At 59.7% G+C, this 25,025-nt stretch carries 17 protein-coding genes and 4 pseudogenes; 11 read left to right on the top strand and 10 right to left on the bottom strand.

Going from position 1 to position 25,025, the window contains the following annotated elements:
* Positions 1-882: 882 nt before the first annotated feature.
* Positions 883-1,467: pseudogene (locus QCE73_RS36505) on the bottom strand (IS630 family transposase); the annotation flags it as partial.
* 178 nt (positions 1,468-1,645) lie between these two features.
* Between QCE73_RS36505 and QCE73_RS36500 the strand changes: the two are divergent.
* From QCE73_RS36500 to QCE73_RS36490, 3 genes and pseudogenes are all read left to right on the top strand, one after another.
* A pseudogene (locus QCE73_RS36500) lies at positions 1,646-2,661 on the top strand (tyrosine-type recombinase/integrase).
* 68 nt (positions 2,662-2,729) lie between these two features.
* The gene (locus QCE73_RS36495; protein WP_309885712.1) at positions 2,730-2,999 is read left to right on the top strand and encodes a DUF1488 family protein; all 270 of its coding nucleotides are present in this window, start codon (positions 2,730-2,732) and stop codon (positions 2,997-2,999) included.
* Between the two features lie 185 nt (positions 3,000-3,184).
* The gene (locus tag QCE73_RS36490) at positions 3,185-3,490 is read left to right on the top strand and encodes a hypothetical protein (RefSeq protein ID WP_309885711.1); all 306 of its coding nucleotides are present in this window, start codon (positions 3,185-3,187) and stop codon (positions 3,488-3,490) included.
* 150 nt (positions 3,491-3,640) lie between these two features.
* On the opposite strand, the gene QCE73_RS36485 is transcribed toward QCE73_RS36490, so the two are convergent.
* Together QCE73_RS36485 and QCE73_RS36480 are read right to left on the bottom strand one after the other, a co-directional pair.
* The gene (locus QCE73_RS36485) at positions 3,641-3,793 is read right to left on the bottom strand and encodes a hypothetical protein (RefSeq protein WP_309885710.1); all 153 of its coding nucleotides are present in this window, start codon (positions 3,791-3,793) and stop codon (positions 3,641-3,643) included.
* Positions 3,794-3,988: 195 nt separating this feature from the next.
* Complete coding sequence (locus tag QCE73_RS36480; RefSeq protein ID WP_309885709.1) at positions 3,989-4,933, bottom strand: LysR family transcriptional regulator; 945 nt, start codon at positions 4,931-4,933, stop codon at positions 3,989-3,991.
* 154 nt (positions 4,934-5,087) lie between these two features.
* Here QCE73_RS36480 and QCE73_RS36475 point away from each other — a divergent pair, with 154 nt between their 5' ends.
* A complete protein-coding gene (locus QCE73_RS36475; protein WP_309885708.1) occupies positions 5,088-6,152 on the top strand; it encodes an Ldh family oxidoreductase in 1,065 nt (354 codons plus the stop codon).
* A gap of 53 nt (positions 6,153-6,205) precedes the next feature.
* Here QCE73_RS36475 and QCE73_RS36470 read toward each other — a convergent pair whose 3' ends face one another.
* Positions 6,206-7,558 (bottom strand): MFS transporter, encoded by a 1,353-nt coding sequence (locus QCE73_RS36470; protein WP_309885707.1) that lies wholly within the window; start codon positions 7,556-7,558, stop codon positions 6,206-6,208.
* A gap of 947 nt (positions 7,559-8,505) precedes the next feature.
* Between QCE73_RS36470 and QCE73_RS36465 the strand changes: the two genes are divergently transcribed.
* From QCE73_RS36465 to QCE73_RS36440, 5 genes are all read left to right on the top strand, one after another.
* Positions 8,506-8,661, top strand: a complete 156-nt coding sequence (locus tag QCE73_RS36465; RefSeq protein WP_309885743.1) for a hypothetical protein — start codon at positions 8,506-8,508, stop codon at positions 8,659-8,661.
* Positions 8,662-8,814: 153 nt separating this feature from the next.
* Positions 8,815-9,519, top strand: coding sequence for a glutathione S-transferase C-terminal domain-containing protein (locus QCE73_RS36460; RefSeq protein WP_309885706.1), 705 nt, complete (start codon positions 8,815-8,817; stop codon positions 9,517-9,519).
* A gap of 15 nt (positions 9,520-9,534) precedes the next feature.
* Complete coding sequence (locus QCE73_RS36455; RefSeq protein ID WP_309885705.1) at positions 9,535-10,191, top strand: TetR/AcrR family transcriptional regulator; 657 nt, start codon at positions 9,535-9,537, stop codon at positions 10,189-10,191.
* Positions 10,192-10,423: 232 nt separating this feature from the next.
* Complete coding sequence (locus QCE73_RS36445; protein WP_404989865.1) at positions 10,424-11,845, top strand: efflux RND transporter periplasmic adaptor subunit; 1,422 nt, start codon at positions 10,424-10,426, stop codon at positions 11,843-11,845.
* A gap of 17 nt (positions 11,846-11,862) precedes the next feature.
* Complete coding sequence (locus QCE73_RS36440; RefSeq protein WP_309885740.1) at positions 11,863-12,477, top strand: HlyD family efflux transporter periplasmic adaptor subunit; 615 nt, start codon at positions 11,863-11,865, stop codon at positions 12,475-12,477.
* Between the two features lie 430 nt (positions 12,478-12,907).
* Here the strand turns inward: QCE73_RS36440 and QCE73_RS36435 are convergent, their stop codons facing one another.
* Positions 12,908-14,974 (bottom strand): EAL domain-containing protein, encoded by a 2,067-nt coding sequence (locus QCE73_RS36435; RefSeq protein ID WP_309885703.1) that lies wholly within the window; start codon positions 14,972-14,974, stop codon positions 12,908-12,910.
* Positions 14,975-15,711: 737 nt separating this feature from the next.
* Between QCE73_RS36435 and QCE73_RS36430 the strand changes: the two genes are divergently transcribed.
* Positions 15,712-16,686, top strand: coding sequence for a ferritin-like domain-containing protein (locus QCE73_RS36430; protein ID WP_309885739.1), 975 nt, complete (start codon positions 15,712-15,714; stop codon positions 16,684-16,686).
* A gap of 728 nt (positions 16,687-17,414) precedes the next feature.
* Complete coding sequence (locus QCE73_RS36425; RefSeq protein ID WP_309885702.1) at positions 17,415-18,320, top strand: alpha/beta hydrolase; 906 nt, start codon at positions 17,415-17,417, stop codon at positions 18,318-18,320.
* A gap of 229 nt (positions 18,321-18,549) precedes the next feature.
* On the opposite strand, the pseudogene QCE73_RS36420 reads toward QCE73_RS36425, so the two are convergent.
* The 5 genes and pseudogenes from QCE73_RS36420 to QCE73_RS36395 all read right to left on the bottom strand — a co-directional run.
* Positions 18,550-18,897, bottom strand: a pseudogene (locus QCE73_RS36420) (porin); the annotation flags it as partial.
* Positions 18,898-19,193: 296 nt separating this feature from the next.
* Positions 19,194-20,213 (bottom strand): annotated as a pseudogene (locus tag QCE73_RS36415) (IS110 family transposase).
* A gap of 1,157 nt (positions 20,214-21,370) precedes the next feature.
* Entirely contained in the window at positions 21,371-22,351 is a 981-nt protein-coding gene (locus tag QCE73_RS36405; protein WP_045463095.1) for an ATP-binding protein, read from the bottom strand.
* 24 nt (positions 22,352-22,375) lie between these two features.
* A complete protein-coding gene (locus tag QCE73_RS36400) occupies positions 22,376-24,367 on the bottom strand; it encodes an integrase (RefSeq protein ID WP_309885700.1) in 1,992 nt (663 codons plus the stop codon).
* Position 24,368: 1 nt separating this feature from the next.
* On the bottom strand, positions 24,369-24,908 hold the full coding sequence (locus tag QCE73_RS36395; RefSeq protein ID WP_309885699.1) for a hypothetical protein: 540 nt from the start codon (positions 24,906-24,908) through the stop codon (positions 24,369-24,371).
* Between the last annotated feature and the right edge of the window lie 117 nt (positions 24,909-25,025).

The following is a 25,025-nucleotide window of genomic DNA, read 5'->3' as shown; positions in this document are numbered from 1 at the left end:
TGATGTGGAGGGGCTTCGAAACAGCCCATCACAAGGGCAATCTTCCCGGCGAACTAGAGATACCGATGGAATCGTTTGCGCGTGCGGTCGAGATCTACTGAAAGACAACGAGCTACGCGATGGTCGTGGGTATCGTCCAGATGAAGTGCTCTGGGAACACGCGGTGCGACAATGCGGATACGTGCAGTCTCGTCACGCCACGGGACGAGTCCTTGTCGCCGCGGCGTAGAGCGATGCCGCTTCACGAGCTAAAATTCCCAATCCTCACAATTGACGAGAGCAGTCTGTCCCCTGCGCTCGGATATCTTTTCCAGAAGAGGTGGGTCAATCCTCACGAGTCGCTGGTTTCTATTCTGTGGAAATTTGAGCGAGCCAACGCTTTGTCTGGGGCGATTGTCGCGCGATTCATGGGGTCCGACATCGATCCTTACGAGGGCGTGGCACCATACCGTGATCTGATTGACGTGCGCCACCTATGCAAACATCTCCGACTGCCAGCCGATATCGTGCGAATGGCAATCATTGACCGAATGGGCAAGCAACGGTACAGCGATGTGTTTCGCTTTTGCCGACGATGTCTTTCGCATGGGTATCACAGCGTTTTGCACCAACTCGAGTCTATAACTCGATGCCCGGGTCATCGAACCGTCTTGGAATCGGTATGTCGTCGTTGCTCACAGCAGGCCGCATATCGGATATGCGCGCAATCGCTTGAGGCCCGCTACCGATGCGCGAACTGCTTTGCTCCTTAGGGTCAGACCGGCTGACCTCCGGAAAATCAAGTTCACACGATGCTTTCTCGAACGCTGTCGAGGCTAGCGTTGCTTCGAGCACGCGACAGTCTGGTCGATCGCTCCTGTTTCAGCTCCCCTGTCGCAAAAAGGCTCGAGGCGGCATGGGTTGCGTCCGGTCCAATGCCTGTTTCTGGCTCTTCTCATCAACGCACAGCACGATCGCCTTGAGCGGCGGATCCAGGTACAGGCCGACAATATCCCGCACCTTATCGACGAACAACGGATCGCTAGAGAGCTTAAACGTCTCCTGCCGATGCGGTTGCAGTCCGAAGGCACGCCAGATCCGCGACACTGCCGTCTGCGAGAGCTTCATCTCTCGGGCCATCGTTCGAGTGCTCCAGTGCGTCGCCCCGGCAGGTACGGACTCAAGCGTCCTCGCAATAACAGCATCGACATGCGTGTCGTCGATTGTCCTGGGCGTACCGGGGCGTGGCGCGTCAAGCAGTCCGTCCACACGGTCTGCGACAAACCGCGCGCGCCATTTAGAGACAGTTTGCTGTGTAAGCTGCAGTTTCGCCGCGACCGTCTTGTTGTCCATCCCTTCGGCACAGGCAAGCACGATGCGCGCTCGCAATGCCAACGCCTGTGCTGTCTTGCGCCGCATCGTGAGCGCCTTCAGTTGCTTGAATTCCGATTCACTCAGCACGAGTTCTCGTTTGGGCCGTCCGCTCATCGCCGGCTCCTCGTATCAGTGCCACACATAGCACTTTAGTACGCGGCGAAAATAATTCAATGAACTTGTAACTCACCACACTAGAATGCGAGTTGACAAAGTTAATGTGGACTTATGCGAATTGACTATTTTATGTCGTTCGGATTGCGAATTAATTTGTCAACTCGGCGATCATCAGATCCAAGGGCCCGTTGTTGCCTGGACTTTCCGGGTTGACAGACTTATTTTGATTAACGCTTCTCTGACCCATGAAGACTGCTTGCGCTATCAGCAAATTTCTCGCCGACCCGCAGCCTGCCGCTACATGGGTGGCCGGGGGCGGCCGCAAGCATCCGCGCAGCGACGAGCGCTGGCGGCCGTTCTACGGTCCGCTGTCGCCGTCCAGTCAACGCCAGGCAACCGTCATCCTGAACGTGATGTTCTCGTGGCTGGTGCAGGCTGGCTACCTGGCCGGCAATCCGCTGTCGCTCTCACGCCAACGGACCCGACACGCGGCGCCTCGCATCACTCGTTACCTGGAGCCGAGCGTGTGGCAGGAGGTCAAGGACTTCATTGCGACGATGCCAAAGCAAACGGACCGGGAAAAGGCCCACGCGTACCGCGTTCGGTGGTTATTCGCCCTGCTCTATCTCGGCGGGTTGCGTTGCGGAGGTCGGCGCGAATACCATGGACCAGTTCTTCGTAAGACACGATGCGGACGGCGCGCTGCGCTGGTGGCCCACCGTTCACGGCAAAGGCGACAAGGAACGGCTCGTGCCCGCGACGCGCGAGATGATGATGGAACTGTCCCGCTATCGGCAGCACCTCGGATTGAGCGCCCTGCCGTTGCCCAACGAAGACACCCCGCTCGTGTTGCCGATCGGCGCCACGGCGTCGAACGAGCGCGCCGAGACGTGCACGCCGCTCACGCGCGCGGCGCTGCACGCCATCGTGAAGGACGTCTTTGCGGGCGCTGCGTCGCGCCTACGTGAACGCGACGATGCGCAAAGCGCGCGGGCTGATCTGCTCGAAAAAGCTTCCGCGAATTGGCTCAGGCACAGTGCCGGCTCGCACATGGCCGACCAAAAGATTGACCTGCGCATGGTGCGCGACAACCTCGGCCACGCTTCGCTGACGACGACCAGCATCTACTTGCACGTCGACGACGATCGGCGCCATCAAGAGACCGAAGAAAAGCACCGGGTAGACTGGTGAAGCTTAGCGAGGTCAGCTTAACGCGTCGCACCTGCTGCCGATTCCGTCCGCCAACCGCCACTCTACCCATGAAAGTCCTTGTGCTCGAACCCCCGATCTCTACCGACAAACAAACGCTCAGTTTCGTGATCGAATGCCGCGGAGAAAACGTAACGTGCGTCGTGCCGCGCAGATGCTTGGAAGTCTTTTTCTGGCTCCCGCCCGATGCGGACGATAGCCGATTGGTGAGCGTGTTCAGGAACGGGTTCGCTGGGATCGAAGCGGTCGCGCGACGAAAGCTGCGGGCGCGGCCAACTCGCTCGCTCAGCCTGACGGAGGCCGACTTTTCGACTGGTTGACCTATCTTAGTCTGTCTTGTTTCGCATCCTTAGGCATTGTCGAGTTCGCGCCATTTGAAGGCGCGCGGAGACGCAGTTGATTAGTTGCATCGTTGTGACAACGTTGCGCCTGGCCAACCACGTTCGGGCGCTACAGGTTCGTAACCGGCAACTCACGCTTTCGACTTCTCCGGGCTATTCGATTCATGTCCGACGTGCTCTCTGACGAAACCCGCCTCGTGGCCGACTTCGAACGCCTGAAAGTCGAGTTCCCCAAGACGCGGGAGCTTTATCGCGAGTTGTGCGCCCTGCTGTTTTTCCGCTTTGGCGTCCCCCTGGCGGCGAACCGCCTCTACCGCCTGGTCCGGGGTGGCACCATGAGTACGCCGGCGTGGGGTCTCGAGCGAGTTCTGGTCGGAGTGGCGCGAGAAGAGCCAGGTACCATCGGGAGCGACGACCCTTCGTTCGGCCTCGGCAACGCTGCGCGTCGACTTCGTCGCGCGGCGACGTGAGTTCGGCCTGCGCCGACGTCGCCGCCCGGGTCCACAGCGTCCCGATCAACTCGCCCGCCGCTTCGCTCAAATCCTTCGGCACGTCCGGATGCTGCCCGGGAAGAACTGTGCCGCACGGAAACGGCGCTCGAGCAACGCGCCGCGGCGCTGCTAGCCGCCCAGGTCGAGATACGGGAGCTGGAGCGGCAGCAGGCGCAAGAGGCCGCTACGCGTAAAGCGCTTGAGGCGCAGATCAAGCGTCTCGGCGAAGAGGCGGTCGCGCGCGAGCGGGAACTGGAGAATGGTTTCAGCCCTTCGAGCCAACCGCCTTTCAATGGCATCTGTCGGCTGAACAACAGCCATCGGATCGATTACATCTGTGGTCCGCGCTTCGTCTCATACCCGCAGCCATATTGCGAGAGAGCACTAGGCGAAGTCCCGAGCACCTGAAAAGCAAGCGGGCGTTGCCCTTAATCCTTGAGTCCGGTAAACGCGCAATAGGAACGTCGTGTCGCCTCCCTAGCATTGCGCTGCGATTGCACAGAGGATGCCGACAAACTCGCTCGTCGCTTGCGAAGCAACTTCGTCTTTTCGCGTAATGACGCTGTAATTGGACAGTGTCCGTCGTATCGGCACGTCCAGGTAACCTAAGAGGCCATGCTTGACGTACTTGTCCATCGCTACCTGCGGTTGAAGAGAGATCATGTCGGTGGCCTGAAGCAACTCCAACGTCGAAAAAATCGAGGGCGTCTCCACGATACCCACCGGCGCGATCATCCCAGCCGCCGTGAACGTCTCTTCGAAAAGCTGCCGCATCGCGGTGCCTTGCGGGTACAGGATCCACGGCCACTGGCCCAGGTCAGTGATCTCCACGCGCCGCCGCTTCAGCAACGGATGATGCTGCCCGACGACCACACGCGCAGGCTCTGCCAGCAGATCGACTACATGGAAAAGCGCTCCGTGTCGTGGCTCTGTCGGCCGCCCGACCATCACATCGAGTCGTCTTTCCTCAAGCCATGTCGCGAGCTGATCGCTACTTTGCTCGACCAACTTGATGATGAGTCTCGGGCGCCGACGCTGGATCTCCTTGATAGCCGCGGTGACAAGTTGCGCGGCCGAAGCCGGAATGAAGCCTACCGTGAGATGACCATAGCCGCCGTGCTTCAACGTCGCAAACTCGTTCGAAAACTTGCCGAGACTGGACAGCGCGTTGCCGGCGTAACGGACGGAGAGCGCTCCGAGATCGGTCGGCCGCATTTCGCGCGGTAGCCGTTCGAACAGCGGCGCGCCAAACATCGCTTCCAGATCGCTCAGGATTTTCGTCGCTGCCGGCTGCGTGATGTGCATCTGTTCAGCCGCAATACGGAGGTTGCGCGTGCGTCCGAGCAGGTCGAGCAACTGGAGATGCCTGAAGCGCAGCTTCGTGAGCACCGGAAGAGCGGAGTTATTCGGATCCTGTGACATAGGGAAAACTCCCGGATACCCATAACCATATGGAATTGATTTTACCCAATTCTCGATTGGACGCTTATCAAAAGCGCAATGGACAATCCAGAGCGCATCGGGCGCTAACTCGCCCGACAGCTTTGAACAACCAAGACCTTCTGATGCGATCACGATGAATACACAAGTCCGGTACTCTGCCGATAACCTGCAAGGCTTCGCCCAGCGTCTGCTCGTCAGGGCTGGAATGGAGGACGTCAAAGCGCTGGCGGTCGCCCGCACGCTCGTCGATGGCGACTTGATGGGACACGACACGCACGGGCTCGCGCTGCTGGCAGGCTATATCCATGAGATTGAAAGCGCCGCGATGGCGTGTTCCGGCGTGCCTAAGGTCGTGTCAGACCGGGGCGCCAGCCTGTTGTGGGATGGCGGGCGTCTACCTGGCCCGTGGCTGGTCCTGAGCGGCATCGAAACACTCGCGCCGAGGGCGAGAGAATTTGGGAGCGCGACGCTGGTGATTCGGCGCAGTCATCACATCGCCTGTCTTGCCAGTTACCTGGAAAAGGCCACGACGGACGGATTCATGATCGTGCTCGGCAGTTCCGACCCGGCGGTGCAGAGCGTGGCCCCCCACGGCGGCACGCGTTCGGTATTTACGCCGAATCCTATCGCGGCGGGCATTCCGACCTCGGGCACGCCGTTTCTTATCGACATCTCCTCGTCGACCGTGACGAACGGCATGACCGCGCGCCGACATAAGGCGGGTGAACTCTTCGAGGAGGCATGTTTTCTCGATGCGGACGGCCAGCCCAGCCGCGATCCCGCAGTGCTGTCCGCCGAGCCGGCGGGATCGATCCTCCCGGTCGGCGGCATGACGTGGGGACACAAGGGCTTCGGGCTGGCGTTGATGATCGAGGCGCTGACGGGCGGTCTCGCAGGTTATGGCCGTGCCGATCCTGCCGATGGATGGGGCGCCACCGTGTTCCTGTCGTTATACGATCCGGCGGCTTTTGGCGGTCCCGACGCGTTCGCGCGTCAAATGGACTGGCTCGGCGATGCCTGTCGGGATAATCCGCCGCGCCCCGGAACATCAGGCGTGCGGATGCCGGGAGATCGCGGGTTGAGCCTGAAGCGCGAGCAACTTCGCGACGGAGTCGCCCTACACCCGACGATCGCACCGGCGCTCAAGCCCTGCGCGCGGCGCTATGAAATCGAGTTTCCTGATGCATTGACGGGCTGAGTCGAGATGAGCGAGAGTCTCAGACTCTCGCTCGAAGCAGCGATCTCTTGCCGTTATACGTCTTGTGCAAGCGCGGCCGGGGGAATCGGGCCGCGCACGAGCAACCAATAACCGATCACTGCGACGGCGGCAACGCCCGCGCCGACGAACAGCGCGGGCTGGAACGAGTGTGACTGCTGCACGATGAAGCCCGTGACGACCGGTGCCAGCGCGCCGCCGAAGTAGCCTCCGAAATTCTGCATGGCGCCGATCGACGCGGTGCAGTTGGAGGGCGCAGCAACGGACGCGGTCGCCCAGGCCGCGCTGCTCGACACATAAAGGAGCAACATCGAGATCGAGATGAATACGACTGCCAGTGTCGCGCTATGCGTGAGGCCAGTCAGTACCGTGAATACGGCGACGCCGAAAAGCGAGGCCGCCATCGGGTACTTGCGGCTGTTGATCGCCGATACGCCTCGCCGTGCGAGCACGTCGCAAATCTTTCCACCAGAAAGACTGCCCACGACGCCGAAGAGATACGGGACCGCCGCCACCCACCCCGATTTCGCGATGGTCAGGTGAAATTCCATTTGCAGATACGTCGGTAACCATGCGTTGTAGAGCCACAAGACGTAGATCGTGCCGAAGAATCCCAACAGCATGCCCCACGTGGTGCCGAACTCAAACAGACGGCGCCACTCGCGCCATGTCGGACGGCTCTGGATTTCCCCATCGACGTCGGTCAGATACGCGCGCTCCCGCTGCGTCAGACTGACCTGACGCGGGTCGCGATGCACGAGAAAGAAACACAGCGCCACGACGAGACCGGCGATGCCCATGATGCCGAACATCCATCGCCATCCCACGGTCAACATTACGACTGTCAGCAAAGGCGCCGATATTGCGGTGCCAAGCGTCGATGAACTGTTCCAGATGCCGGTCGCGGCGCCACGCTCTTTCTTGCCGAACCAGTCGCGAACGACTTTGGCGCTCGTGGGAAACTGCGGCGCCTCTCCTATCCCCAGCACCATGCGAGCGGCAAAGAACTGCCCGAATCCGCTCACGACACCGCCGAAGGCTTGCGCCACCGACCATGTCGCAAGGCTGACAGACAGCATGACTCGCGCGCCGAAGCGATCGACCAACGCGCCCGCTGGCAGTTGCGCAAACGCATAAGCCCATAGGAACGCGGAAAGCAGCAGGCCCATTTCCCCGACCGAAAGTCCGAGATCCTGCCGGATCAGCGGATTCGCGATGGACAGCGTTGCGCGATCGATGTAGTTGATGACCCCGCTCAGAAGGAGAAGAGCAAGCGCGGTACGCTGGATTCGCCGCACCCTTGGCGTCGCTCGATCGTTGGAAGCGATGTTCTGAGCGCCGCTGGCGTCCGACTCGGGCACACGCGGCACCGCGGAGGATTGCTCCATGGGTAAGTCTCCTGGATATTTTGTTCTGTCGGCGAGGCCGTTCTTCGATGCAAGCGCGCGGATTGCAGCATCGGACTACGCACGATAGGTCCGCATCCGATGAAAATCCAATCAAATTTTCTCGTAAAGCAATTCCATTTGTTTATCGCGAGCTAAGGGCAAACCCGCGCGGTATTGTTCAGCTATCAGCGCAACACGGGAGGCGATTTAGCTAAAAGGGCTGGGATCAACGAGAGACCGTTGCGTCTCGGCGAAAACTTAAGACTATCCGATAGCCTCTATCGCGCCCATCCCTCTGACAGTAACAGGTGGGGATGTGCAAACCTCCTTCTACAGGCGGTCCGCGCGGTCCCACCGTTGAACGCGGATGTGTGACGTCGTCTGATAAGGAACGCTCGATGAATTGGTGCCTTGCGACCTCCATAACGCGGCTCTTTCAGTAATGCGCAGAATCGCCGTACAGCGGCAAGTCTTCTGAATCGGTAACCGGCGGTCCAGGGCTGATCTCAAGCGCATTGCCGACGCAAAGATGGAGATATTGCAGCCGCGACGAACGCCGCTCTTTTGGCCGAGCCGAGACTCCCAGCGCCAGAAGTCTCCGCGCCAAAACCAAACTCCCGTGGCCAACTACGAACTTCCAAGTGGGGCTCCAGCGCGACCGGTTCGTTTCGGAAGCAAATTGGTTATTCGGAGAATCGCCGACTATGCCGTCTTAGCCTCGCGCATCAGGCATAGGATCGCCCGTACTGCGGGAGCGACCTTTGCAAGGCTGAATATCGTCGGGCGCGTCGTATGCCAGAACCTCTGCTTGCACCTTGTCGATGAATGTGCTGCCGAGTTTCTGAGCATCGAAACCGCGATGGGCGGTAATAACGGCGGATATGGCTGCTGAACGGTCCGAGAAGATTTGAGACGAGCAAACAGATGATGACCGTCGCGGATAGCAAGTGACTGCATTGCGGAAAGAAGTCGCAGCTCAAGTCGCGCCGAATATAGCACCGACCGCGGATGCGACAGCCATCGACCCAGCCGATTTCGACAATCTCGGCAAGGGCGCAGCCGGCGCTGCCGTTCAGAACCTGAACCTGATGCTCGCGCAGTAATGTGGCTGCGGCTCATCGGTGGCTTTCGGCTGTGCGCGCGTGCTGGCCATAAGCATGGGTGACTACCCGCGCCAAGTGACATTTGTCGTTATAGAACAATTGCTCTAAAATCGGCGAACGATGGGAAACCCCGCGAGAACCCGGAGAACACGAGTGATCGAATTCTACTTTCACCCCACGCCGAACCCCGCGAAGATCGCACTCTTTCTCGAAGAGTCCGGTCTGCCTTACGAGCTGAAGCCCGTCGACACAAGCAAGGGCGAGCAGCATACGCCGGCTTTTCGCTCGATCAACCCGAACGGCAAGGTGCCGGCCATCGTCGATACCGAAGGACCGGGCGGCAAGGCTGCGACCCTCTTCGATTCGACCGCCATTCTGTTGTATCTCTCGGAGAAGACCGGCAAGTTCGGCGGCGCGGCGGAAGACCGGCCGCAGCTGTTGTCGTGGCTCATGTTCATTGCCAGCGGGCTCGGACCGTTTTCCGGACAGGCGGTGCATTTCCAGTATGCGGCGCCCGAAGGCCTCGATTACGCGGTGAATCGTTATCGCCGCGAAGCCGACCGTCACTATCAGGTGCTCAACGATCACCTGAAGGGACGCGAATATCTGGTGGGCAAAGACTTCACGATTGCCGACATGTCGGCGTGGGGCTGGATCGATCGAGCCCGGCGCGTGTTCAAGGGCGATGAGGATCCGCTCGCCGCGTTTCCCGAGTTGAAGCGCTGGTTTGCACAGATCGATGCCCGGCCCGCCGTCGAATGTGCGCGCGCCATCAACAAGACGCACGCGTTCAAGTCCGTGAACGACGACGAAACGAAGCGCGCGTTGTTTCCGTCGAACTTCCCGAAGACTGCGTGAGCGAACGGAGGCAGCATGCCGCGTCCCCGTGAGTTCGACGAGAATACCGCTCTCGATGCGGCGACCGCACAGTTCTGGTCGCATGGTTATGAGGCGACCTCGGTGCGCGATCTCGCCGCTACCATGGGTCTCACCGCCGCGAGCCTCTACAACGCATTCGGCGACAAGCGCACGCTCTACGAGCGTGTGCTGGAACGATACGTCGAGCGAGGCTTTCGCGATCGCGTGCGGCGTTTCGAGCATTGTCTTCCGCCGCGCGACGCCATCGTCGCCTTCTTCGACGAGATCGTCCGGCTGTCGGCCGGCGATCCGCATCGCAAGGGCTGTCTGATCGTCAATTCGGCGCTGGAGCTCGCGCCGCACGACAAGCAGTTTCATCGCGTGTTGCGCGGTGTGCTGGAGGAAATGGAAGGGTTCTTCACGCGCTGTGTCACGGCCGGTCAGGCGGACGGCACCATTCCGGCCGATCTCCCCGCCGCCGATCTCGGACACGGTCTGCTCGCGGCGCTGATGGGTTTGCGAGTACTGGCGCGTGTCGATCCACGGCGCATGGCGCTGAAAGCGGCCGCGCGGCCCATGCTTGCCGCGATTGGCGTGGAATCCGGCGCACGATCCACCACACTGAATCGCAGGCCACGCGCGCGCAAGACGACGCCCGTGTCGACGCAATAGCTCCGGAACAAAGTCACGCGCCGATGCACGCGACCTCTCACAATTCTCGTCTCGGCTGGTCTCCTCGCAGGTGAGCCGCTGCTTCCGTCTATCCCGACCGAGCCATTCCGCCGTTGCTGGAGGTACGACGCCGTCGCGGCCGAGCGTATCGAACGCATAGTTTCTCACGCGCGAACTCAAGTCCGCCCAGATCGTCCACGCACCGACGTCGCCATCCGTCGTCGAGACGTTCGTGCGCCAACAACTCGAGTCGCGGCGGGCGTTCGCCGATCGCGGCAGGCATTGCGAGCTCGTGTGCGCTTCCGGCCTCGCCTCGCCCCCCGAAGATTCGCCCTATCTCGTCTGGCTCGGGCGCGCGAGCACGTGGATCGCGGCGTGGCTCGCCAGCGACGAGCCGCAATGGTTCGCGCGCGACGCCGTCGATCCGCCGCCCGACATCGCCGATGGCTGGGCCGAATGGTGGCCGAAGGGCGTCTGGTGCGTGCCTGTACATGCGCCGAACGGCAAGCGGCTCGCGCTCGTCTTCGTGCTGCTCGACGATCCGCCAGCCGAAGCCTTCGCCGCCGTGCTGCGCGGCACGGTCAAGACCTGGGGTTACTGCTGGTGGTCGCTCACGCGCCGCAGCCTGCGCTTCGGCTGGCGGCCGTCGCGCCGGCATGTGCTCGTCGCGTGCGCGGCCGCCGCGCTGCTGCTGTTCGTTCCGGTGCGGCAGACCGTGCTCGCGCCTGCGGAAATCGTCTCGGGCAGCGCGCGCATCATCAGCTCGCCGATCGACGGCGTTATCGCTTCGCTCGCCGTGCGGCCCAATCAGCGCGTGGACGCGGGCGCGCTGCTCTTCTCGCTCGACGAGACGTCGCTCAAAAGCCGTGTCGACGTGCTGCAAAAACAGGTCGCCGTCGCGGATGCGGAACTGACCGCCGCGAGCCAGCGCGCCTTCGACAACGCGCAGAGCAAGAACGAGCTGACCGTGCTGAACGGGGTCGCGGAACAGCGACGCGCGGAACTCGCGGCGGTCACGGCGCAGTTGCAACGCACGCGCGTCTTCGCGCCGGAGAACGGCGTGGCCGTGTTCAGCGATCCGAACGACTGGATCGGCAAGCCCGTCATCACCGGCGAGCGCATCCTGCAACTCGCCGATCCGGCCAAGCCCGCGATCCTCATCCATCTGGCCGTCGCGGACGCCATCGCGCTCGATCCTGGCGACGAAGTCACGCTCTATCTGACGGCGTGGCCGCTCGCGCCGCTGCACGGCCGCATCGTCGAAACGAGCTACGAAGCGATCCTTCCCGGCGATGCTTCCGAAAGGCGCAGGTCGTCGCGAACGGCGGGCGAGGGCGCGTCGGGATCGATGTTCATCACAGTCCCGTCCAGGCGCGCAGCGCGGCGAGCGGGCGGCGCAGCAGATAGTACGCGAGGCTCACCGGCCGGCCGTACAGTTTCGCGGTGCCGTGCAGGCCGAGCCGCGCATGCTCGCGCTCGTTCGCATCGTCATCGACGCTCGCGAGCAGCCGCGTCGCGCTCGCGTTCGTGTTGCTCGCGCTGCCGTGGCGCACGCAGATTCACGCGGACGGCGTCGCGCGTGCGGAGCGCGTGCTGCGCGTGTTCGTGCCGTTTCCCGCGCGCATCCAGACGATTCGGCCCGCCGGCCCAGTGAGTTCCGACGCCACGCTGATGGAGATGGACGAACCCGACATCGCCGGACGAATGCGCCGCAGCGAAGCCGGCATTCGCGGCTACGAAGGACGGCTCGCGGGTCTCATCGCCGATGCGAACGGGCTCGATCAGCAGACTTCGGTGCGCGAGCGCCTGCGCGTGCAGGTCGAGGAAGCCGTCGCGGCGCATTCGGAGATCGCGCGCCTGAGCCTGCGCGCGCCGTTCGCGGGCCTCTGGACCGATGTCGATCCGCAATGGCGCGCCGGACAATGGATCAATCCGAAGGTGCCTGTGGGCGTGCTGATCGATCCGCAGAGCTGGCAGGTCGACGCGTTCGTCAAACAGGACGAGGTTCAGCGCATCGCCGTCGGCGACGGGGCTTCTACCCCGTCGGGCAGGTTGCGCCGATCGCCGGGCGCGTGCTCGCCATCGACACCACGCGCGTGCGTCAGCTCGATCACCCGATGCTCGCGTCGCGCTACAAGGGGCCGCTTGCGGTGTCGTCGGAGCGCGGCGCGCTGGTTCCCAACCCGGCGCTGTTTCAGGTGCTCATCGGAATGGATGCGCCGCCTGCCAACATGTGGGAAACGCGCGGGCAGTTGCAGATCGACGGCGCGCGCCGAAGTCTGCTGATCGAGGGCCGCACGCATGTGCTCGGCGCGCTGATCCGCGAAAGCGGCTTCTGACGCGTCTTCACGCGAGGACATCGACATGACGTGCGGGCTGCACTAGCCCTGGACGCGCGACGAATAAAGGATTGCATGGCAGCAATGTTGGTGCAGGACTCACCTCTGCGGGCGCGCTATGTCATGATTCCGGCCCGAATCCCCGAGTGACTCATCGAACGAGTCGATCCCGCGAGGTTGCCGCGCGACTGGCGCGGCCTCGATGCTCGGCTGAAATTGCAGCAAATCGGCGCTGCCTGGGTGCGAAAGCGAACGAACGCGGTGTTCGCCGTCCCCCGCTCTGTCGTTCCCGCGGAGACTAACTACCTGCTCAATCCGAACCATGAAGACTTCGCGCATTGAAGCCTTAGCCCTCGACCGTGCGTGATTGTCTGGCGCTACTCAGTGCAAACCGCCGCCGCAAGGAACGCGTCTGCGATCATCGGTCTGCCTAATAGGACGCCTTGCAAGGTGTCGCAGCCCAGCCGCGTTAGATACGTTTGTTGCGAGGCGGTCTCAACACCTTCGGCAACGATCCGCAGATTGAGTGCCTTTCCCAAAGCTACAATGGCTGAGATGATTGCCGCGTCCTCTGTGCCGTCAGCAAGTTGGCGGACGAACCCACGATCGATTTTGAGTTCGGTCGCAGGCAGGCGTTTGAGGTAAAGCAGGCTCGAATATCCGGTGCCGAAGTCGTCGATTGCGATTTGCACACCGGTCCGGCGCAATTCTTGGAGGACCGTCAAACTCAATTCGACGTCGCGCATCGCAGTTGATTCGGTTACCTCCAGAATCAGGCATTCCGCTGGTAGGTCATGCCGATGCAACGCGTCCCGCACAGCCTTTGCAAGACCCTCATGAGCGAACTGCATGGGCGACAAATTGACAGCGATGCTCCAGCCTGTGTATCCCGAATCGTGCCAAGCCTTCAATTGTCGACAGCTCTCGTCAAGCACCCATGCGCCAATTGACACGATTATCCCGGTCTTCTCCGCTAACGGGATGAAGCGCTCCGGCGCCAGTAACCCGTGAACCGGATGATTCCAGCGCAAGAGCGCCTCTGCTCCAACCGCTGGCCCGTTTGGCGCCCTGAACTTAGGCTGGTAGTGAAGGATCATTTCGCCTCGTTGCAGCGCCGAATGCAGCTCATGCGTGAGTTGCATCTGTTCATATGAATTCGCTTCCATTGAGCCTTCGAAGAAGCGGTACCCGCCACCTCCGGGCGCCTTAGCGTGATACATGGCTAAGTCCGCGTTGCGTAGCAACTCCTCCTGACTGGCACCGTCGTCGGGGAAGAGCGCAATGCCGATGCTTACCGAAATTTCGACTTCGTGGCTTTCCACCAAAAACGGCGTTTGGATCGCCTTGGTTAACGCTGCTGCGAGGTCGGCGGCTGCCGTCGCATGTTTGAGGAAGGACAACAGCACGAACTCGTCGCCTCCTACGCGCGCGATCGTATCAGGAGGCCGCAGCCTGGCGCGAATGCGCGTCGCGACGTCAATCAGCAACTGATCCCCGACGCGGTGACCGAAGGCATCATTTACCGCCTTGAAGCCGTCCAAATCCATGAACATGAGAGTGAACCGGTCGTCGGCATGCTTCGCGCTTCGAACCAGTTCTTCAAGCCTGTTTTCTAGAAGAACACGATTGGGCAACTCGGTCAGGCTATCGTGTAGTGCAAGGTGCGCAAGTTTTTTGTTCGCCGCCGCCAGCGAGGTTGCTAACGCGGCCGTACTAGCCTCCATGCGCAAGTCGAACACTGAAATCGTCAACGCAATCGCGATGACTGCTATAGCGACGACCATCGTCACAAAGGCAAGCCAGCCATGGTTCGCCCCGTCGTGGGCAGCGCCGCATACACTGCCCATTGGAAAGCGGGCGGCCGCCATCCCAGCGAAATGTATGCTAACAAAGGCGACACCCACCACCAGCGACGCACTGCTGCGACGAAACAACATCATCGATGTCCGGCCTCGCAGGCGAAATGCAAGGGACAGCGCAGCGCCAGAGGCGACAATCGCAAGGGTCACCGACAATACCGCCAGCGCAGGGTCGTACTCGATTGCGGGTCGCATCCGCATTCCCGCCATGCCGGTATAGTGCATACCGGCGATAGCTAGCCCCATCATCACGGCGCCAACGATAAGGCGCGGTATGGGCAACGCGTCCTGACAAACGAGAAAAAGGGCAAACGCGGATACCGCGATCGCTATAAATAACGACGCGATGGTGATCAAGGGGTCGTAGCCAAGCGGGATCGGCAAAGTGAAGGCCTGCATGCCGACGAAATGCGTCGACCATATTCCCAGGCCCATCGCGCAGGCGCCGCCGAGAAGCCACCACAGCGTCATCCGGCCTTTGGCGCTGGCAATGCGGCCGGCCATATCAAACGCGGCATAGGCAGCGAGAACGGCCACGAAAAGCGAGCAAACGACCAAAAGCGGGTTGTACGTGTGCGGAAGCATCGACGTTTTCCGGTCAAGGTGGCACAGGATTCACGTCATCGAATGCCGAACCGCACTGCCATGGCAAAAAACAGTCCGAATATTACGGGTTCGACGAAACGCCATTTGGAACGCTAAACATCCTTTTTCTGGAGCGCAATTGATATACCCGAGGGGCTCGGCGACCCGCGAACCCTAGTCGCTAAAGCCGACAACGGCACGGAATACCGCATCCAGGCCCTCGCTCGATTCAGCAATCAGGTGGGACAACGTGCAAGCGGCAACGACATGGGAGACGACAAGAATGCCAGAAAGCGCGCCAACCTGCTTCTGTACAGCTGTTATGACGGCCTGTCGGGGGTGAAGCAACCGGTCCAGATCTATGGCCAGGGAACGGCTATTTGTCGACTTCACTGATGACAATACGGCGTAGAGCAAAATTCGGCATATCGCTTTTGTCCAAGATAACAGGACCGCTTCCCGCCTTCCTTTTCGGACCAACCCGGATTGTTGCAGCTTAATCCTTTTTTCCGAACGTCGTCGCAGATACGGTAACGCGTGATTGCGCGTCCGCTTAAGTGAAAGTTTGTGTTACTGCGCGCATCTCCTGCTGCTTTCATTCACGTATCGCCCACGTGGTTGGTAGACAGTGCGTCCGGTCTGCTCACCACTGCCGATGCTTTTGAATAGGACGGCAACTCGCCGGAGTGCATTCCAGCGAAGCAGCCGTCCACCACATGAATATCAAGGAGATGGGCATGCGCGACGAGACGATGGTGCAAGAGGTATTGGAGCGACGCACAGAGCGGCGAGAGAAGCGCCGGCAATTTTTCCGGAGCGCCGGCGGGCTTAGCCTTGGGCTGGTCGGCGGAACAATTCTCGGTGCTTGCGGCGGGGGTTCGGGTGACAATGCGAATGCAGCGAGCGGGCCAACCGATCCTGAGATCCTCAACTTCGCGTTGAATTTAGAGTATCTTGAAGCAACGTTTTATGCCTACGCGACGACAGGCGCCGGTTTGCCCGCAAATCTGATGACAGGCGTGGGTACCCCTGGCGCAGTTACGCCTGGACAGCAAGTGTCGTTCTCGGATCCCGTGGTCGCTGCCTATGCAAGAGAAATAGCGAAGGACGAACTTGAGCACGTCGCGTTTCTCCGGACGGCGCTTGGCGGTTCGGCGGTCGCGATGCCCGCGCTCGACGTAGGTGGAGCGGACCCGACTGGCGCGTTCTCGCTTGCCGCGCAGGCAGCTGGGTTGGTGCCCGCGGGGACACCCTTTAACCCTTACCTCAACGACACGACCTTTCTGCTCGGCGCATTCATCTTCGAGGACGTGGGCGTCACAGCCTACAAAGGGGCGTCACCGCTCATCACCAACAAGACATACCTCGAAGCAGCCGCAGGCATACTGGCAGCCGAGGCCTATCATGCAGGGTTAATCAGGACCGTACTCTATTCGAAGGGTATGCAGACACCCAGCCTCATCAGTTCGGCACAAGCAATCTCCGATGCGCGTGACTCGCTCGATGCGTCGTCAGACGTTGACCAGGGAATTGCGGGGGCCAGCAGCGAGATTTCCAACATTGTCCCGCTCGATAATAACGGCCTAGCGTTTAGCCGAAGCTACGACGACGTTCTCAACATCGTGTACCTCAACAAAGGGGCTGTCGCAAAAGGGGGGTTCTTCCCGGCGGGTGTGAATGGCACGCTCCATATGAGTAGCGCGTTCGCGTAAGTCCACCAGCCACAATATAAAAGGCGTAACCGGGGGCGCGACGCAGTGTCCCCGAAACAATTCCATTCGGAGACGCGTTATGTACGAACTCTCAGCCGGGAAATTGCGTTGGAGAATGCGCCTCGCGATGCTCGTTCTGATTTTGCTCGCGGGTATCGCATTGGATCTGCATCACACGCTTAATCTCGGATCCGTTCACTAGTTCAGCATGATCAGATACGCTAATCCTTCGATAACGATCGGTCTCTGCGCGCTTTCGTTCGCAGCGATTCCGCTATCTTTCCTTTTCAAAGACACGAAACAGCGAGCAGACGTTCGATCTCGCCCAAATGCCATGCAACATCCCGCCAAGCGCCACCGGTTGACGCGCCCAAATAGTCGAGATGTCTTCCTATACAGCGCACCGGCAATGTGCGGGATGTCACCGCAAAGTCGACGCACAAGTCCGCCGGTTCGCTCAAGACTACGCGAAATGATAACGAAATCGAGGCGGCAGCATCCGCGTCTGACGCAACCGCGCAGAACGACGCGCAGTCAGCGGTGATATCAACCGACACGTGGCCAACAATTTGCGTCGCACTTGTCGCTTTCGACGACAGAATCCATTCAAATAGCAGGGGGATTGCGCTACTGACTGTCCCAGGCACAGTTTGTCATCGGCATCCAGCGAGGCCGCAACTTCGTATTAAAGGTTGGGGTCGCAATCATACGCCGTTTCAGGAGCTTTGATGTTGCTGTCATGCCAACAAATAAGACAGGTTGCCTCGCTTGCCGTTTGTCTGTCGGCGCTTGCCCTTCTTGCTGCTTGCAGTGCTGTGAGCCTCGTCAATGCTTTGACGCCACATACCGACTATGACGCTTATCCGGGGTTACGCTACGAGAGCGGTGAGCGTCATCTGCTTGATGTCTACGAACCGAAGGCACCATCAGGACCGAGTGCCGGTCGACCGATTGTCATTTTCTTTTATGGAGGAAGTTGGCAGGAAGGCGAGCGTGGCGATTATCGGTTCGTTGGCGAAGCACTCGCTTCGCGTGGCTACGTAGCGGTAATCCCTGATTATCGGCTCTATCCTGACGTGGAATTTCCTGCATTTATGGATGATGCAGCAGCAGCCGTATCATGGGCTCGGGTGCATGCATCAGCGTTCGGCGCCGACCCTCGCCGTCTTTTCATCATGGGTCATTCAGCCGGCGCGCATATCGCCATGCTGCTCGCGACGGATGAACACTATTTGCGCTTGCACGGCATCAATACAACCAATCTCGCTGGCGCAATCGGTCTTGCCGGACCCTATGACTTTCTGCCGCTTCACGACCCGACGCTCGAAGCGATATTTCCCTCGACTTTGCGTGACACCAGTCAGCCTATCAAACATATCACTGGACGCGAGCCGCCAATTTTTCTGGGCGTCGGCACAGCAGATCGGACCGTCGATCCGGGGAACACGATGCGTCTCGCCCGACGCCTGACGGCAGTAGGCGACCAATTTGTGCTCCAGAGATATCCAGCGGTCGATCACGCGATGATCGTGGGAAGCCTTGCGAGACCCGTGCGTGCACTAGCGAGTTTCATCGCCGTTGCACCGGTACTCAATGACATTTCCGAGTTTGTCGATGACCACCCTGGGCGTTGAGGCACAGCGCGCTGGAAGTTGTACGGGGTCGAAATGTGACAACAATCATCCGTTTGAATGATTGCGTGCAGCAAATGGCGAAGGGCTGCGAATGGCCGAGTTCTGTCGCCGATGGACGTGTCGCTTCCGACGCGCGACGTGCGACGTGCGACGTGCGACGTGCGATTCCAGAACGTTGTTGCAACGGCGGAGCCGGTCGCCGGAATTCGGAGCAGAGTCGGTGGCTACTTCAGAACTTGTGCCGCATGCCGACGCGCATCGAGACCTGCTTGTCGGTCGTCGACGGCGTTAGCCCGGTGATCTGCGCGACCGCGCTCTGTCCTAGCGAATCGGTTCCGCTCGCCTTCTCGTAGACGGCAACCGTGTACACGTCAGTTCGCTTGGAGAGGAAGTAGTCGGCGCCCACGCTGAAGAGGTCGTAATTCGCACCGCCCTTGCCTCCCGCGCCGCTATTTAGCGTGTAGTTATACGCAAGCCCAGCCAGCAGCGACGCGCTGCTCGAAACGATGGCGATCCTCGGCACGGTATCGCGAGCCGCCGGAGAAGCAGTCGGTGCTGACTCGAACCTGGTCGTGCTTCAGGTAAGTCAGTATGACTTTATATGGACGCCTCCCTTTTTGCGAAGGTTTTTCGTGTGCTCGACTTGATGGGGCGGTTGCTGCTTTATATCCGGCCTGTTGCAGCCAATCATTCGGCTGCGGGCCCCGATGAAATCCGCTGACTCCCACCTCATTTCCGTGTCGAGCTCAAGGCTCTTCGTCATACCCAGGTTTAGGGAATCCCGGTCCGACCTGTCTTGTCATTGCACACGATTGCCAACGCAACCTGTCGAGGTGCCACCTGTGAGAACAGCCCCTGTGTAACGCAAATTCTTTATTGAGGTTTCGAGCTAACGTACTCCCTGCCGTACTGCCTGTCGTGGGCGAGAAGTGCCCAGATGGTTCTTGCGATCTTGTTGGCTAGCGCCACGATTACCACGTTGAACGGTCGGCGTTTGCCGAGCTGCTCAACCCATGCGCCGGCCCTGTCTGGATGTCGCAGCACGCTGCGAGCCCCGTGGATCAACAGCGTGCGCACATACGCGTCTCCTCTCTTGCTGATGCCCAGCAACTGAACCTTGCCGCCAGAGCCGGTCTGTTTGGGCACCAGACCGAGCCAGGCGGCGAATTCCCGTCCTGATCGAAAGGCCTTCGCGTCGCCCATCGTCGCGACAGCCGCCGTGGCGCTCAACAAACCAACGCCCGGTATGGCCGCGATTGTCTGACATGCCTCGTCGTCCTTCATCCATGCCTGCAGACGGTGTTCGATCCCGGCAACCTGCCTGTCCAACTCCGTCAGGCCGCTCTATTGTTCACGCAACGTGTCGATCAGCATGGCAGGCAAACGCTCCGACAGCTTTGCCAGAACGCGAGGCATCGCCTTGTCGAGTGCTTCCCGACTGCGGCCCATGACCTCGCCGTATTCAGCAAGCAGACCACGCAGGCTGTTGATCTGCATCGTGCGGAACTTCACCAGTTGCTGCCGCATCCGGTGCAGTGCCAGCACGGCCTGCTGCGCCTCGGTCTTGACCGCGACCGGCTTGCTGGGTATCTGCGTGGCCATCCAGATGGCTCGCGCATCCGCTGGATCGTTCTTGTTGCCGATGTTGAACGCCTTGACGAACTTCGGCGGCATCAGCTTCACCAGGTGACCCATCTTCGTCAGTTGCCGTGCCCAATGCTGCGCGCCGCCACACACTTCCATACCGATCACGCAGGGCGCCCAATTCGCGAAGTATTCAAGAAATTTGTCCCGCTTGACTGCCTTGTTCACGACTTCACCGGTGGACGGGTCGACCCAGTGCACCTGAAACACGCTTTTGGCAATGTCGACGCCTATGGCCGTATGGTTCATGGCAGACCTCCTCCGGTTGGCTCTGAAGAGTTCAATGATCTTCCATTCCGACCGTATTGATTCGGTCGGTCCGCGAGCATGTGGGTCTGTTCATCGCTTCCACCTCACGCGGGGTGGGAGGCGTCCATTCCATTTCCGTGGGTAGAGGGGCTGGCCTGGCGTGGGGCATCAACGCGGGTTAGCATCGCTGCCAGAGCCGCATGGGTGGGCAAAGGCCGCACCCCGGCAACTTCCCCACGGAGGCCAGCATGGACAACGATAGCGCGGTGTACGTCGGGCTTGACGTAGATAAAAATAAATTCGTCACCGTTTGCGAAATAAAGTCGTCAACTGGCGGGACATGATGGCCGACCGGGCCCTTCTTACCCCACTCCAATGAGGAAGTCCGACGTCCGCGAAATAAATCTGTCACTGCGATCTAGTCGCGAAGCTGTCAACCGGGCGAGATTGATACTCGCCGCTGCCGCCTCAAGCCTTTCTACGATAGGTGAGCTAAAACAGGAGCGATCGATCAGACTGTTGCGAACTCTACGAAACGCTAGCCTCGACAGCGTTCGAGAAAGCATCGTGTGAACTTGCTGCGAAGCCTTGGCTTTAGCGGCCGGTGATTTTCCGGAGTCCAGCCGCTCTGACCGTAAGGAGCAAAGCAGTTCGCGCATCGGTAGCGGGCCTCAAGCGATTGCGCGCATATCCGATATGCGGCCTGCTGTGAGCAACGACGACATACCGATTCCAAGACGGTTCGATGACCCGGGCATCGAGTTATAGACTCGAGTTGGTGCAAAACGCTGTGATACCCATGCGAAAGACATCGTCGGCAAAAGCGAAACACATCGCTGTACCGTTGCTTGCCCATTCGGTCAATGACTGCCATTCGCACGATGTCGGCTGGCAATCGCAAATGTTCGCATAGGTGGCGTACGTCGATCAGATCACGATATGGTGCTACGCCCTCGTAAGGGTCGATGTCGGGGCCCATGAATCGCGCAACCATTGCCCCAGACAATGCGTTGGCTCGCTCAAATTTCCACAAGATCGAGACCAGCGACTCGTGAGGATAGATCCACCTTTTCTGGAAAAGGTAACCTAGTGCAGGTGAGAGACTGCACTCATCAAGCGTGAGGATTGGGAACTCAAGCTTGTGGAGCAGCATCGCTCTACGCGGCGGCGACGAGGACGCGTCCCGTGGCGTGACGAGACTGCACGTATCCGCACTGTCGCACCGCGTGCTCCCAGAGGACTTCATCTGGACGATACCCACGACCATCGCGTAGCTCGCTGTCTTTCAGTACGATCTCGACCGCCCGCGCAAACGATTCCATCGGTATCTCAAGTTCGCCGGGAAGATTGGCCTTGTGATGGGCTGCCTCGAATGCTCTCCACAACGTGTCAGCGTCGTTGACGAGCCGAAACCCGGAATTGAACGCTCGCGGAACATAGAAGCGCGAGAAACTCCAGTCACTCTCTTCTGGATAAGCTGTCTGATCGTAGCCGTTCAGGCATGTCGCAACGTCGTGTGCATTGCGAATTCCATAAAATGCGAGGTCTTCCACCATCAAACGCGAAACGATCTGCGTTTTGCCTGCGACCTGCATCGCGTGTTTCTGGCCAATCAGCTCTTGTTGACCAACGAGGAACGTGAACAGCTTGATCTGCTGCCTGTCGAGCGCGTCATGCACATCACGCAGCCACTCGTATTCATTGTCGTTGTAGCGCTGCGCCTCATCGCAGAAAAGCAATACGACACCGCTTCCGGCGCAGGAAGCAGCTTGTCTAATTCGCAGCGTCAAACGCATCCGCTTCGATGTGTTGGAACCCCCGTTCGGATCGGGATCACCTACCGCTTCAAGCAGGTTCGCGAAGAATGGTCCCTCAGCGTGTCGCGGCTTGTGCTCGCATTGAGCGTGAAACGTCGTGACGCGAGGATTGTTGCGCGCCAGCAAAAGACGAATATACTCAATCGCTCGAGTCTTACCGATACGAGAAGGCCCATAGATCAGCGCTCCCATGATCCGGTAACGAAGACACCGGACCACCAGCTCGTAGAACGCTTCGATCGCTGGCGTGGCGATTCGGTAGTTCCCGGTCGCGAGCGGGTGCAGCGACGAATCGACCGGGCGTTTTATCTCAACTGGCATGCTGCTCCTCCCGCATAGCTGGCTTCAGAAGACTTGACCAGTACCGATCCCAAGCTTTCGTGCGCGTGTTGGAGCTGACGGCTTGGCGGCATCATCTCGCTTTGTAGATGATTCGTCGTGCGTCGTTAGCTTTGCCTCAGCTGAACCGGTCACCGGTCCCAAGGGTGTCCGCACTGTCGGTGCGGACGCAAGAAGACGCACTAATTGAGACAGGTCGGACGCTGCCCTGCGTGCGCCCTTCGCCTTGTGAAGTTTTTCATGGACATATTCTTCGATGGGATTGGACTCGACGGCCGTTCGTGATCGCCGACGACCCTTCTCCTTAAGAATCTCCTGCCTTAGTTTGAGGTTGTGAGGCATCACCCGCCACGCGCCCTGCGCATCGAGTACGCCGAGTTCCGTACCGTCGAGCAGGAACGCACGAACGCTACGCAGATCGCCCGCGTTTAGATAGATCAGCAACCTCTGGCCGATCAAGGACGTGCTGCACGCAAGCACATCGCTTGTATAACGCACGCCGTAAAGGTTGATATGCGGCCGGATGCCTTTGTTCAGATAAGCACGCACAGGGCAGCGTCTTGCGGATTGCAACAGACACAGGGTACGTCGATGACGTTCGGGGAGCCACGTGAGCAGTTGCTGACGCCCGCGCACGAAATACTCCATTGCCTCGAGCGGCGTAACATTGTTCAGGCCGGCGTGCGGTGTTCCGTGATACGTCGCGATTGCATATTCAACCAGTTCGTCGAGCTCGTCGAGCGATATGTACAATCGCACGTTACCCTTGGGGTCGGACAATGCACGACGCACATCGTGCGGGTGCGAGCCTGTGTAACCCGGCAGTCTAGAAGACAGCCTACTGGCGATGGTTCCGAAGAATCTTTCGATATACGGCCTTTCGTCCGGGCTAAAGGTCGGCCCTGCATCAACACAACAGCCCACGAACTCACACAGAGCAGCGAGCGACTCGTTGGCAAGGTTTGCCTTCGCGTTGTCGAGTTTGATCCACTCCCACGTTGCATAGGCAAGTTCTGGCATTCGTTGTGATGGAAAACCTCCGCCTGCCTCGTAGCTCAGACCGGGAATCGTGAAACATCGTGCTCGATGCCCCTCCAATGCGTTCTCGATCGTCTTTACGACATCATAGCGACTATATTCGCGACCCAGCGCGATGTGGTAACCCAGCACCGCTCGGGTGCACACATCGATGATCGCTAGAAACCAGACACGTTCGATTTCAAACTGATGTTCAAAGCCCAACTGATCTCGCACCACGACTTTAAGACGGATATCTAGGCGATGCCCGTCGAATTCCACCACCTGATACGGTCTTGTTACACGTTGGGCGCCGTTATCCTCGTCGTGGGTAGGCAACCCTTTGAGATGCGAAGCGCCGACCGCCCGTGCACCGGTGGCAAACGTACGCAGCATCTCGCCCTTCAGATAGGCGGCAAGTGAACGGACCGCTCGCCCGTCAGTATTGAACGGGTAGTCGGCGACGGTCAGACCTGCTGCACGACACTGTTGCAGAAAGTCGGCGTGAAGCGCTCGAAGCCCGCACAGTCTGGTGCGAAGCCGATCTTCGGTATGAACCTGACTCAGTGTCACACGCCGACGCTTAACCTGTAAGCGTAGCCACGCCGAGAGTGACGGATGAACGTCGAGCAGTTGACAAAACGCCCCTGCCGCACCACGACTCCCTCGCTCACCGTGCACGGTGATTTTACTAACGCGTACGTACGCCGCGACCCTCCGGTACTTATGCAATCCGCGGAACCCAAAAATGCGTCCATCAGGGTGAGTCGACATTCCGCGCTTCAGCCAACGATATAATTGACGCCGGTTCACGCCGGTGGCCTGCTCGATAGACGTGATTGCCTCTCCACGGGCGAAGCGCTCAATCGCCTGCATTCGCGTTTCGATGAGCGTGCGCGCCGCCGCGTCGAGTTCCGTCCACGCAACGCCGGGCCAAGTCGCTAAATCAAGTGTCTGCAGTTCAGGCTTACGACGATTCATGCTAGATCCCATGGCAGACGAACGGAGTCAAAGACGACAATGGCGTTGTTCGCAACGTCGGCGCACTCACCCGTCCCGCATAGAGCAGCGCGAAGGTTGCCGCGCGCGCAAGAATCGGATCACCGCCTGAAAATTTGCGTTCGACGGCCGCCAAGGGTTGAGGGCTTGTTAAAAAATGTTCAACACCATCGAGGAGCGCGTTCGACAAGAGGCCCCGAGTAATAACGATGCAGGGAAGCATGCGCTTCCAGTTGTCAATCCAAGCCCGTGATGCGGCCAGGTCGGCCACGCGAACAGACTGGATGGTGAGTGGATTTTCGACGTTACCGTCGTATCTCAGATCGTCAGGAAGTTCACGCTCCGTGAGTAATAAAATCTCCTGACCGTCTCGATACGCGACCAAGAAATCCGCTAGTTGCCGATGCCCATCGTACTGAACATACCCAGGGCGCTCGCAAAAAGAGCGAACAGTCGGGTCCGTCTCAATGCGAACCCATAAATCCAACTCACTACGACGATATAGCGTCAGCCTTCGGTTCATCTTCGGACTGAACGTTTCGATCCGATGCGAGCCACGCGGTCGGACAATGCTGATCGGCTCCAGAGCCTTCCTAGTTTGTTCCATGGGATCAGGTACTTAGGTCAGTGACTCGGAGTC

The sequence above is a fragment of the Caballeronia sp. LZ029 genome (assembly GCF_031451275.1).
GTDB classification, from domain to species: Bacteria; Pseudomonadota; Gammaproteobacteria; order Burkholderiales; family Burkholderiaceae; genus Caballeronia; species Caballeronia jiangsuensis.
Note: the sequence above shows the minus strand (reverse complement) of the source record. Positions and strands in the feature narration are given on the sequence as shown.